Origin of the sequence: Aliivibrio sp. S4MY1 (genome assembly GCF_028765545.1) — a bacterium.
In the GTDB taxonomy this organism is placed as follows: domain Bacteria; phylum Pseudomonadota; class Gammaproteobacteria; order Enterobacterales; family Vibrionaceae; genus Aliivibrio.
The window spans coordinates 16,660-29,685 of the sequence record NZ_JARACP010000015.1 but is presented as its reverse complement, the minus strand read 5'-3'; the positions used below and the strand labels follow the sequence as shown (position 1 = coordinate 29,685).

General features: G+C 40.3%; 11 protein-coding genes. 3 read left to right on the top strand and 8 right to left on the bottom strand.

All coding sequences use genetic code 11. The annotated features are described in order from the left end of the window. Positions 1–181 precede the first annotated feature (181 nt). Entirely contained in the window at positions 182–1,537 is a 1,356-nt protein-coding gene (gene gorA / locus PVK71_RS15885) for a glutathione-disulfide reductase (protein WP_274419890.1), read from the top strand. Between the two features lie 105 nt (positions 1,538–1,642). Here the strand turns inward: gorA and PVK71_RS15880 are convergent, their stop codons facing one another. The 6 genes from PVK71_RS15880 to PVK71_RS15855 form a co-directional block, all read right to left on the bottom strand. After that, positions 1,643–2,371: a DsbA family protein gene (locus PVK71_RS15880; protein WP_274419888.1), complete on the bottom strand. Its 729-nt coding sequence runs from the start codon at positions 2,369–2,371 to the stop codon at positions 1,643–1,645. 22 nt (positions 2,372–2,393) lie between these two features. After that, positions 2,394–2,891: a protein disulfide oxidoreductase gene (locus PVK71_RS15875; RefSeq protein WP_060994030.1), complete on the bottom strand. Its 498-nt coding sequence runs from the start codon at positions 2,889–2,891 to the stop codon at positions 2,394–2,396. After that, a complete protein-coding gene (locus PVK71_RS15870) occupies positions 2,891–4,987 on the bottom strand; it encodes a protein-disulfide reductase DsbD family protein (RefSeq protein ID WP_274419885.1) in 2,097 nt (698 codons plus the stop codon). The genes PVK71_RS15875 and PVK71_RS15870 overlap by 1 nt, the downstream gene beginning before the upstream one ends. 526 nt (positions 4,988–5,513) lie before the next feature. After that, the gene (locus PVK71_RS15865) at positions 5,514–6,104 is read right to left on the bottom strand and encodes a hypothetical protein (RefSeq protein WP_274419882.1); all 591 of its coding nucleotides are present in this window, start codon (positions 6,102–6,104) and stop codon (positions 5,514–5,516) included. 174 nt (positions 6,105–6,278) lie between these two features. After that, entirely contained in the window at positions 6,279–6,542 is a 264-nt protein-coding gene (locus PVK71_RS15860; RefSeq protein ID WP_151655712.1) for a hypothetical protein, read from the bottom strand. After that, positions 6,526–7,407, bottom strand: coding sequence for an SPOR domain-containing protein (locus tag PVK71_RS15855; protein WP_274419879.1), 882 nt, complete (start codon positions 7,405–7,407; stop codon positions 6,526–6,528). The genes PVK71_RS15860 and PVK71_RS15855 overlap by 17 nt, the downstream gene beginning before the upstream one ends. 187 nt (positions 7,408–7,594) lie before the next feature. Between PVK71_RS15855 and PVK71_RS15850 the strand changes: the two genes are divergently transcribed. Next, complete coding sequence (locus PVK71_RS15850) at positions 7,595–9,475, top strand: DUF294 nucleotidyltransferase-like domain-containing protein (RefSeq protein ID WP_274419877.1); 1,881 nt, start codon at positions 7,595–7,597, stop codon at positions 9,473–9,475. 9 nt (positions 9,476–9,484) lie between these two features. Then, entirely contained in the window at positions 9,485–10,201 is a 717-nt protein-coding gene (locus tag PVK71_RS15845) for a 3'-5' exonuclease (RefSeq protein ID WP_274419995.1), read from the top strand. 57 nt (positions 10,202–10,258) lie between these two features. On the opposite strand, the gene PVK71_RS15840 is transcribed toward PVK71_RS15845, so the two are convergent. Continuing rightward, a complete protein-coding gene (locus tag PVK71_RS15840; protein WP_274419875.1) occupies positions 10,259–11,845 on the bottom strand; it encodes a BCCT family transporter in 1,587 nt (528 codons plus the stop codon). 237 nt (positions 11,846–12,082) lie between these two features. Next, entirely contained in the window at positions 12,083–13,024 is a 942-nt protein-coding gene (locus PVK71_RS15835; RefSeq protein WP_274419873.1) for an ABC transporter permease, read from the bottom strand. Positions 13,025–13,026 lie beyond the last annotated feature (2 nt).

Here is a 13,026-nt window from a genome sequence, read left to right as displayed (position 1 = left end):
AAAGAGTTCAGAATAGGTAGCGGGAGGCGCTCACTCTCAACAAACACCTCTGAACTCTGCAAGCGAAGCGATCTGAATTCTCATAGCTCTTGAACCTCGTAGACCTTGAAAAAGAAAAATTTGGTCGCATTTCATACATAGTATGTAAAAAGAATTAATACCAATTATTGGAGAGAAAGTAATGGCTACGCATTTTGATTATATCTGTATCGGCGGTGGTTCTGGCGGTATCGCATCAGCAAACCGTGCGGCTATGCACGGCGCAAAAGTTGCTCTTATTGAAGCGCAAGATCTAGGCGGCACGTGTGTAAACGTAGGTTGTGTTCCTAAGAAAGTGATGTGGCACGGCGCTCAAGTTGCTGAAGCAATTAATTTATACGCTGAAGATTATGGCTTTGATGTTGAACTGAAAAAATTCAACTGGGGCAAAATGATTGAAAGCCGCCAAGCGTACATTGGTCGTATTCATGAATCTTACGATCGCGTTCTTGGTAACAATAAAATCAATGTAATTAAAGGCTTTGCAAAGTTTGTTGATGCAAAAACCGTTGAAGTGAATGGCGAACACTACACAGCCGACCATATCCTTATTGCTGTTGGCGGCCGTCCATCAATCCCAAATATTCCAGGTGCTGAGCACGGTATCGATTCAAACGGTTTCTTTGAACTGATGGAGCAACCAAAACGTGTTGCTGTTATTGGTGCAGGTTACATCGCAGTTGAAATCGCTGGCGTTCTTCACTCTCTAGGCACTGAAACTCACCTATTCTGCCGTAAAGAATCTCCTCTTCGTAGCTTTGACCCAATGATCATCGAGACACTAGTTGAAGTAATGAATACAGAAGGCCCTACACTTCATACTCACTCTGTACCAAAAGAAGTGGTTAAAGAAGCGGATGGCAGCCTGACGCTTCACCTAGAAAATGGTGAAACACAAAACGTTGATACCCTAATTTGGGCAATTGGTCGCCACCCTGCGACTGACGCTATCAACCTAGAAAAAACAGGCGTAGCTACTAACGATCGCGGTTACATCAAGGTTGATGAATACCAAGAGACTAACGTGAAAGGCATCTACTGTGTAGGTGACATTATGGAAGGCGGCATTGAGTTAACACCTATCGCGGTTAAAGCCGGTCGTTTATTGTCTGAGCGTCTATTCAACGGTCAAACAAACGCAAAAATGGACTATTCATTAGTTCCTACTGTTGTATTTAGCCATCCACCGATTGGCACGATTGGTCTTACTGAACAAGAAGCTGATGAGCAATATGGCAAAGACAACGTAAAAGTGTACACATCAGGCTTCACAGCGATGTACACAGCGGTAACTAAGCACCGTCAACCTTGTAAGATGAAACTGGTTTGTGCGGGCGAAGACGAGAAAGTTGTTGGCCTACACGGTATCGGTTTCACGGTTGATGAAATGATCCAAGGTTTTGCAGTTGCAATGAAGATGGGCGCAACTAAGGCTGATTTCGATGCAGTTGTTGCTATCCACCCAACAGGTTCTGAAGAATTTGTTACTATGAGATAGTCTATTTTTAGACTGTTTTAACAATAAAAATGCCGCCAATAGTTAATACTGGCGGCGTTTTTGTTTTATTGAATCATGTTTAACTCGATTAAGCAGTTAGTGACATTACTTACCCGACTTTTCTGCGATTTTAGCTTCAACCATTGGCGCTAATTTTTCATAAGGTAAATAGCCCGGAAGAAGTTGACCATCGATCAACATAGCAGGTGTCCCTCGCACACCTAAGTCCATAAATAGTTGGTAGTTCTTCGCCACCATATCTTTCACTTCATTATTAGTTGATACGTATTTTTCTGCACTATTTGCTTTAGCGACCTTCATAATAGAGCGCATATTGTGGATTCCCGGTTTACTTAATAAGGTCTCATTGATCTTATTAAATTTCTCAGGGCTTTCCTTCCATACTCTCATTGCAAAGGTTGCCGAGTTCGTCGGATTTGACCCCTCTTTAAGTGGCACATAAATGTTTATAACTTTAAGGTCATCAGGATGCTCATCGACCAGTTTCATTAAAACTGGATCTAATTTTTTACACCACGGGCAACTTAAATCAGTTAACACCACAATAGTTAACTTGGGTTCTTTGGCACCAAACGACGGAAGGTCTGGGTTGTTGTACATATAATCATGATAATCCGCCAATGTTTTTTGATAGTTACCTTGTTGAACAATATACATCGCTAAACTTTCATGAAGACTATCAATAATCGTAGGATTTCCTTTAAGCATCTCATTAATATCTTCAATTTTCTCCGACTGAGTCATTGCAGAAGCAAAAGGAGAAAATAAGCATGCCATTACCAGTGTTGTGATTAATTTCGTTTTAAAGTTCATATTCATTGTCCAAATTTATTCGTTAAATAAGTGATAAGCGAGCAAGTAAGCCCGGAGGTGTTGTTATCCCCGTGGTGATATTTTTTATCTCGCCTTTATCGATAATGACGATCGTTGGGGTTACTCGAATACCCCACGTTCTTGAAATATCACCGTACGTATCATTAATGTTGGTGAAGGTATAATTATGAGATGCCATGTAGCCAGATACTCTTCTGTCTTCTCCTGAACTTGTACTTATTCCTACAACTTGATAAGAATCACTGAACCAATTAATCGTTGGCGTCACAAATCGACACGCTGCACACCACGTCGCCCAAAAGTAAACGATGACTGGTTTCTTTTGACTCATAGCAATGACATCAATAACCTCTCCGGTAGTACTTATCCCCTCAAGAACAGGGGCGGTATTAACTGGCATATCTTTGGTTCTCCATGCATCAACAGCAATGCTAAGAACAATGATCACAACAAGATAAATAAGTGTCTCTTTACCCCAACGTTTCATTTTCTTTCTCATTACTGCTTACTTCCCGCTTTTTTAATCGCATCCATAACGACTTTTTCATTCAAAATAACCGGAAGTTCGATGCCGTTTGGTGCACTAGGGCCATAAACCACGTTAAATGGCACTCCAAATCGTCCATGCTCTTGTAGGTAAGCCGTAATTTTTTCACTCGGAACCGTCCAATCTCCCTGCATAGGAATAATATTGGCGCTGTTTAACTCGCTATAAACCGGCTCTTGAAGCAACACACCGATTTTGTTCGCCTTACAGGTCACACACCAATCAGCGGTAACATCAACAAATACCACTTTCCCTTCATCGACATATTGCTGAATAGATTCACTCGATAAGGGGACCCATTGAGGTTCAGCAGGAAGGAGATCAGTTGAAGTCACACTGTCTATTAGCGTGCCAAAACTAAACGCGACCGCAAATAAAATACTCAACCACCCCGCCGCTTTCTTACTGTGAATTTGAACGGTTCGCAGTAAAATTACGCCTCCCGCTATCACTGCAATACCATAAATCCAAAGTTCGGGTAGATGATTAGAAAGTAAATTCAACAACCAAATACTGGTAACTAACATCATTCCACCAAAGAGATATTTCAGCTTACTCATCCATGGTCCGGGTTTTGGTAACGAAAGAGCTATAGATGGGAAGATAGCAACCAATATCCACGGAGACGCCATACCAAGCGCTAACGCGGTGAATATGCCATACATGGTTGGAATATTTGTTGCTAAGGCAAAAGCAACGGCTGTACCTAAGAAAGGCGCAGAGCAAGGAGTAGAAAGTAAGGTGGCAAACATTCCTTGAATAAAGTGACCAAAATAGGAGTTATTCCCTTTTGATGCTATCCAAGTATTTGTATTTGATGATAATCGGATTTCAAATAAGCTCAGCATATTGGCACCAAATAGCACCGTAATTAGAGCCATAATGCCAATAAACCACGCACTCTGAAATTGAATCCCCCACCCAATGGCACTCCCCGATAACTTGAGCACAACTAAGAAAGAGGCAAGAAGCCAAAAAGAGAAAATAATCCCACTTGCAGAAGCTAAAAACTGCAATTTAATCTGTTTTTTCTCAAGGCCTTGAGCTGAAATAACACTACTTAACTTCATTCCCAGTACAGGGAATACACATGGCATTACGTTTAAAAGTAAACCTCCAAATAAAGCAAATAGAATCATTTTTACGATGGATTGGAGTCCATTACTGCTTGTGATCATTCCATCAGCAATACTTGCAGGTTGTTCAGCAATGAATTCCTTATCTTTTAAGGTAACACTGATATCTTCACCGGTTAGGTCGGGGGTACCCATCCAACTACTCACATCAAAAGTTGCGGTAATATTATCGCCATCCACATCAATCTTTGGACGGGAGAAATTATCATCCTGCATTTCATCGGAAGGGCCATCAACCAAGACATCAGGCGCAATCCACCCCATTTTTTTGGTTGCTGTAACCTGAAGCTGCATTTTTGTCGCATCCCACACCGTTTTCACATCGCTGATCAATGCCGATTCTTTCGGAACCTGACTTAGCCCTTGGGCATAAACGTGCATCGCTTCTTTAGAAAGCGTTAAATCGGTAGGAGTGAACGTCAGTTCAAATGGATAGTCAGTCAGTACGCAGATAGTGGTACAAGATGACAAGGTGAGATCAGCCTTAAAAGTAACTGGCTTATTGAGGTCGTCAATATGGAGCGTCATCGGAAAAATAACACTTCCTTTATAACCTAAGGTTTCAATACCAAGTAGGTCGAAACGTTTTGGGTAAGGCCAATACCAATCAATATTACGGATATTTTGAGAGTCATCCCAATCCATACTAGGGGCTATTCCCCCTTCGCCAGGGCTTCTCCAATAGGTTTTCCAATCGCCCGAAAGACGAATTTCTAAGAATCCAGCAACGGTTTGATCAACTTTATTGATTTGCCCTGTAAGAACAAAACGAGTTTCAATCGGGGTATGATTTGGGTTTTTAAGCCATCCAGTATTCGGAGTTTCTGCTTGAGCAACGGATATAAATACGCTGCACAACATCGCTAATAGCCCAAAAAGGACTATACGTGCTGTCATTACTGATTTTTGCATTTGTGTTTCCTTTAAAAAATAAATATACGTCGAATGTCGATAAAAACATTCGATTATTTATTCTCTAAAAACACATAACTTGAGGTGAAGCCGCCTTCCTTTATGGAGAATTGGCTCTGTAAATAAGGAGGTATAACTAAAAGATAACAGCAATCCTATCACTAGGAGGACTGTAAATATTTGCATAATCAGCGCATGTTCGCCAACTTGATGTTGTTCAAAATGGACTAAATGATCTGATAATTCGCATTTATCACTTAATCCGTTTTTATCTTGATCTACTTTTGATTCCTGCTGAACAGAAGTAGACGCCGAATCAGTTAACGGCAAAGAACATGAATTCAAGAAACCAATATTATTTGCCGCACAGACAAAGATAACCCAACATACGAGAATGAGGGGCCATCTAAAAAATTTATGTCTGTGAAACGTAGATTTCATCAACCGGTTAACTACAAATAATAAGGAACGAGTGCAATTAGGACACACGCTCTTTTAAATAGTTTCCTAGTTTACCTATTTAAATTTAATGCGAGTGATCATGATGATGGTGATGACCACAGCCACACGTTGGGGCTGCGATCACACTTTGTAGTGGATGAAACGCCATCCTTGCTTGTAGCGCTTCAGGCGTTAGTGAATTAATTAACTGCATATTTTCCATATTCACCACATCCACATTACCCAACTCACGTTGTGCTTTAGTTACTTCAATAAACTGGCAGCTTAACTCTTCAGGTAGCTTAAATTCACGAATCGCACATAACAAATTGGTTGTTGTATCTACTGCAATCATCGAAACAGACAATGTTTTATCTTCAGTCAGAGTGAAGTAATCGTCAGGAATAGCTGCTGAGTTTAATTGCATTTCAAACGCTAAATCACCAAAGCTAACCACGACTAAACAGCCGCCTTTCTCAGAAGAAACCAAACCTAGCTGCGCGCCAGTTTGACTTAACATCGCTTGCTCGTCGGCGGTAATATTACCTAAGCCAACATACAGCATGTTTGGTAAGTCATTACGGAACAGCTCAAGCATTGCGCCATCACCTTCTTGAAATGGGTGATCTGTAAACGTTTGTCCAACTTGAAATTGCGGAGTCTTGTGTTCAGCCATAATGATTACCTTATTAGATTCTTAACTTGATTTGATGAGATAAGTGTAATCTTTATTTGAGAAATGACTATCCCAGTAAAGGGCAAATGACTATTACGAGAGTGTAATAATAAAAAACCCCAGCGCACGCTGGGGTTTCTTTTATCTACAAACTCAAACGGTTAAAAACCATGTTTAACCGCGAGGCTTAAACTCCAACACAGGGGCCTTTTCACCATCATTGACGTCTTTTGGATTATTAATAACCAAAAAATCCAATGCTCTTCCTGTTGGGCTTAATAACGCTAACTCTTCTTTATGTTCATCTTCTAAACAAATATTCAGCGTTATATTTGATAGCGCTTTTACCCCAAACTCATCTTCTAATGTTTCTAATGCTTCTTGTAGATTTTCCGCCAGAGACTTACTGTCCCAGCGACCTTTAAATTGGATTTCCAACGACTTTATCCTCTGCTTTTTTCGTACACATCACATTCAACATGGATGCATTTTTTAATTCTCTTGTTGCACCGTCTTTAAAGAGGCCTAAATTATCAGCGCCCCAATAAGGTAATAATATTGGCCATTTATCTTCTTTCATGATGTTGGAATCAATCAATATTTGCCATTGTTCTTTTGATACTAAATTCATATCTATACGCTGACAAACCTCTTGGCTGCCTTTTGAGCTTGCTCGCAGCCAAGGTTGAGAATCTTCCATATAAAAACCATAATCATCACTCTGAATAAATGGCACTGCAAATTGCTCGCCATTAATAATGACTTGTTTGCGAATAGTAACAGGATCAGGTGTTGGCTCAACGGCTATTTTAGGTAATTCACTTTTTTCAACTTTCAACGCAATCTTAGGCAACGAAGCAAGAGCGACTTCTCTTAATGCTGCCTGTCTAAATAGTGGATCTTTTTGTAATGCTTTTAGCTGTTTTTTAGCGACCGAAAAATTGTTATACGGCCCGATTAAACAACGCTTACCTTTACTTTCTTCTTTCATATTTATTGGCGCATCAACTTTCGATTGAATTCGATTCACCTTCTCGGCGCCAAGTGGTTTACTAAATACACCACATTGGATCCAAAACTCACTCTCACCTTGTGCTAATTTTGCACCTTGATTACCCCAAAGTGCTTCTCCAATAGGGCAAGAATCAGGCAAATAACCCGATGTGGAACAAACAGAAGTGAGCGCACTATTATTACTCTCAAGATACTGAGTTAACTCATCAGCCGCCTTGGCTTGAGATATTGTCGCCAATAACATTAACGGCATTACTAACGTATTTGTTTTTTTAACGATTGCCATCATGGAAGCACCTTAAAAGAAATGTATCTATTAATGTTAGCAAAAAGCCAGTTGAAAATCTGAGATTCTACTGTGTATTTTTGTTTAAAAATCACGCTTATTTTCAAAATATAAACGCAATTCAGATAGATATCATCATGATGATAAACTACACTAAATCCTTACTTTCTATATTACTATCGAGCCCTACATGGAAGTTGAACTGCTAGAGATCCAACACTTTTTATCCCAATACCCTCCTTTTAATTTACTGCCTGAAGAGGCGATAAAAGAAGCGGCCCAAAGTGTCGAAATTTCTTATTATCGTGCAGAAAGCATGGTGATTGGCTTTGGTGATGAGATCAAAGATTTATACATGGTTCGCAGTGGCATTATCGAAGTCTACCGTCGAAACGGCGAGCTCTATAATCGGTTAGATGAAGGCAGTATCTTTGGCCAAATGGGGCTATTGATGAATAATAAAGTTCGTTTTCCAGCTAAGGCTCTAAACGATTCTCTATTGTATTGCATCCCCGAGTCGGTATTTGATGATTTTTGCGAGCGTTATGACGAGTTCTCTGACTTTGTGGAAGTTGAAGATGCAACTCGCCTAAAGCAAGCAGTAGAAAGTAACCATGATGATGCGAATGATTTAACCACTTCGAAAGTAAAAACCTTACTGACTCGTGAAGCAGTTATGATCACCAAATATGAAACCATTCAATCTGCCGCAAAAACCATGGCTGAAGAGAATGTCTCTGCGGTGTTAATTACCGATCCTGAAATCGATACTGACGAAGAAGATAATGACTTTGTGGGCATCATTACCGATCGAGATTTATGCACAAAAGTATTGGCCTGTGGTTTGGATTCTAACACACCAGTTTCTGAGGTAATGTCGACAGAGCTTATCTCACTCGACCATAATGCCTATGTATTTGAAGCGATGCTGATGATGCTTCGCTACAACGTCCATCACCTTCCTGTATTACGAAATAAACAGCCTATTGGTGTTCTTGAAGTGTCCGATATTGTTCGCTATGAGTCTCAAAACAGTCTGTTGTTTGTAAGTAGCATCTTCCAACAACAAACCATTGAAGACTTGGTGATTCTATCGACTCAGCTTAAAGACTGCTTTATCCGAATGGTAAATGAAGACGCTAACTCTCACATGGTTGGCAGTGCAATGTCTGAGATTGGTCGAAGCTTTAAGCAACGCCTATTAGAACTCGCTGAAGAAGAGCTTGGTCCACCACCTATACCTTATTGTTTCTTAGCACTTGGTTCTATGGCCCGTGATGAACAGTTAATTGTTACCGACCAAGACAACGCAATTATTTTAGATAATGACTACAACGAAAAAGAACATGGTGAATACTTCAAAGCGTTATCTGCTTTTGTCTGCGATGGCTTAGCGGCTTGTGGTTACACCTATTGTACTGGCGATATCATGGCAACCAACCCTGAATGGCGTAAAACTCAGTCAGAATGGGAAGAGTGCTTTGCTGATTGGATTGATAATCCAGATCCTCAAGCCTTATTGAATAGCTCTATTTTCTTTGATTTAAATGGCGTTTATGGTCGTACAAAATGGGCAGAGCAACTTAATGGGTTTATTGTTCGTCGAGCGAAAAAGAATAATCGCTTCCTTGCCTGTCTTGCTAGAAATGGATTGCGTCGAACACCACCATTAGGGTTCTTTAAGGATTTTGTGATGGAAAAAGATGGTCGTCATAATAACTCTATCAATCTAAAACGTCGTGGTACTGCTCCGCTAGCGGATTTAATCCGTGTTCATGCCTTGGCGATTGGCTCTCAAGCTCAAAACTCATTTGAGCGTTTAGACGATATTATTGAAGCGGGTATTTTACCAAAATCAAAAGGCAGCGATCTTCACCATGCCATGGAGTTAATTTCGTTAGTTCGTTTACGACACCAAGCATTAGATGTAGAAGCGGGTAATGAGCCAGATAATAATATTGAGCCTGAAAACATGTCGGATTTTGAGCGTCGAAACTTAAAAGATGCGTTTCAGGTACTGAGTAATGCTCAAAACTTTTTAAAATATCGCTATAGCGCGAATAAATTTTAGGAGTTAATGATGTTTCCCCATTCTCCTCAAGAAATTTTAAATTGGTCTTCTTTTTTTGATCACAAATTTCAAATCAGTAAAGATAAAAGGCTGAAGAACTTCTATAAGGCTGGTACTTACGATGAAGAAACACCACTCAGTGAGATTGATTTTGTGGCACTGGATTTTGAAACCACAGGGTTAGATGCCAATCAAAATAGTATTATTAGTATTGGCCTTGTTCCTTTTACCCTAAAGCGTATTCGTTGCCGTGAATCGCAACATTGGTTTGTAAAAGCACAAGATAGCTTAGAGGAAGAATCAGTGGTAATTCACGGTATTACTCATTCTGATTTACAAGATGCCCCTGATTTACGCCGTATTTTAGTTAAAGTACTCGACGCCTTGGCTGGAAAAGTCGTCGTGGTACATTATCGACGAATTGAACGTGATTTCTTTGATATTAACTTAAAAAATTTGATTGGTGAGGGCATTGTCTTCCCTGTTGTTGATACGATGCAAATCGAAGGTAATTACCAACAAGAGCAATCAAAGGGCCTAATCAATTGGCTTAAAGGAAGACGACCAGAGTCAATACGCTTGGCAACAACTCGCTTACGCTATGGCTTACCGGCTTACCCTCCTCATCATGCATTAACAGATGCAATTGCAACCGCCGAACTATTTCAAGCACAAGTTCATTATCACTTCTCACCGGGTGACCCAATTAAAAAGCTGTGGTTATAAACACAAAAAAGCCGATGAAGAGAGTTATTCTTCATCGGCTTTTTATTTCGTTTTTACTTAATATGAAGAACTGTTGTGCTTCTCTGTTCTCATACCCATAAGTAAGCTGACACACATTACTAATAAAATAACGGTGAATGGTAGAGCTGTTGAGATTGCACCAGCTTGTAATGCTTGAATTGCTTGAGTACCACCAACCCATAACAGAGCGACTGCAATAGCACCTTCCATGAAGGCCCAGAATACACGCTGTGGAATTGGCGCATCCACTTTACCACCAGCAGTAATGCTATCGATAACAAGTGAACCCGAATCTGATGAGGTAATAAAGAACACCAAAACAAGAACAACCGCGATCATAGAAAGAATATTACCCATAGGCAGTGCATCAAACATTTGGAACATTGCTAAAGATACATCAGTTAAGCCCTCAGAGCCCAATGTACCAATATTATTCACAACTTGATCAATCGCAACACCACCAAAGATAGACATCCACAACACAGTAAATATCGTTGGTACAATCAAGACAGCAGTCAAGAATTCACGAACGGTACGACCACGAGATACGCGAGCGATAAACATACCTACAAATGGGGACCATGAAATCCACCACGCCCAGTAGAATACAGTCCAACCGTGCATCCACGCTTCATCTTCACGACCATGAGGATTACTTAGAGGAATAATATTTTCAACATACCCCATGATGGTTGTTGGAATGGTACCCATAGATACCGCAAACGTTACTAGGGCAACAAAAGCCACCAATACAATCGCAATGATCATATTAATGTTACTGATCACTTTAACGCCACCATCAATACCGCGCATTACCGAGATAACAGCTAATAAAGTAACAACAAAAATAATCGCAATTTGAAGCCCTAGACCACCATCAATACCAAATACATGGTGAAAACCACTTGCTGCTTGTTGTGCACCTAAACCTAATGAGGTCGCCAAACCAAATAAGGTAGCTAATACCGCTAAAATATCGACGATATGCCCTGGGATACCCCAAGTTCTATCACCAAGAATTGGATAGAAAATTGAACGCATTGAAAGCGGTAGACCTTTGTTATAAGCAAAGAATGCTAACGACAAAGCAACAACACCATAAATAGCCCAAGGGTGAAGACCCCAGTGGAACATGGTTGCACCTAACGCAAGCTTTGCAGCTTCAGGTGTATTTGCTTCAACACCTAATGGCGTTTCAAACCAACCAGTAAAGTAAGCAACAGGCTCTGCTACTCCCCAGAACATAAGCCCAATACCCATGCCAGCAGCAAATAGCATTGCTATCCAAGAAACCATAGAATAGTCAGGTTTTGCTTTATCCCCACCAAGACGAATCTTACCAAATGGTGATACGATCAAGGCTAAACAAAAAATAACAAAGATATTTGCTGACCACATAAACAAACCATCAAATGCGTTGATGATTTTCCATTTAAAGCCATCTAAAACCGTTTTTGCTGCTTCTGGGTCAGTTACCGCAACGGCAACTAAAAAGAGGGCGATCAGACCAGCACTGATGCCGAAGACGGGATTGTGAACATCAAACCCCCATTTTTGAACGTTATCCTGTCCAACAGTATAGTCCGTATTATCTATACTGTATTTGTCCTTATTTCTACTCATTATTCCTCACTTCGAGTTAATACTCTCTGTTTTGGTTTAATTCAAATACTCACTTTAAAATATTTAAACACACCTTTAGATCCTAACAACTGAGCAAATTATTACCAGTAAAAGCGGTAAATTAGCCAGAAAAACAGAAAAACAAGCGAAATTTCCTTATCTGTAAGACATTGTTTATGTTTTACAAATAAAAAAAGCGATGAGTAAATCACCGCTTTTTTATTCATTTTATACTATTTAGCCTTTATAAATTTTCGGGTTAAACACATCTCTTAACCAGTCACCAAGCAAGTTAATAACTAACACTAACGTCACCAAAACAAGCCCTGGGAAAGCGGTAATCCACCACGAACCAGAGAAAATGTAGTTAAATCCAATACTGATTAATGATCCTAACGAGGGTTGATCAACTGGCAAACCTAACCCTAAGAAAGAGAGTGCCGCTTCTGACATGATCGCATTCGCAATCTGTACCGTTGAAATAACCAAAATGGGGGATAAACAGTTAGGTAGAATATGACGGAACATAATGCGTGGAGAACGAAACCCCATCACTTTTGCTGCTTCTACATACTCTTTCTTTTTCTCTGCCAGTACCGATGCTCGGATAGTACGTGCATACTGTGGCCATTCAGCAACACCAATAATAACCACTAGCATCACAACAGCATATTGACTGAAAAACTCAGTTCCAAAGCTGGCCTTAAAGATAGCAGAAACAATGATCGCTACCATCATGGTTGAAAATGATAATTGCACATCGGCAAAGCGCATTAAAAAGCTATCAATTCGTCCACCAAAATAGCCTGCAGACAATCCGATAATAATACCGAGAGTTAACTGTACCGCTACCGCTAAGAAGCCAATCGTCAATGATAAACGTGAACCGTATAAAATAGTTGATAGTACATCACGCCCTTGGTCATCCGTTCCAAGAAGGAATCGTTCATCACCTTCTTCCATCCAAGACGGTGGAAGTTCTGAATCCATGATATCAATTGCGCTTAAATCGTATGGATTGGTTGGCGCAATGACGGGGGACAATAGCGCCCCAAGTACAAAAGTTAAAAATACGGCAAAGCTAAACATGGCGACTTTATCGCGCAAGAAGTAATACAGAAAATCCGATGACTTAAATCGTTCCCAACGTGTTGGGACGTGGTTTGCTGTGGTATCCATGA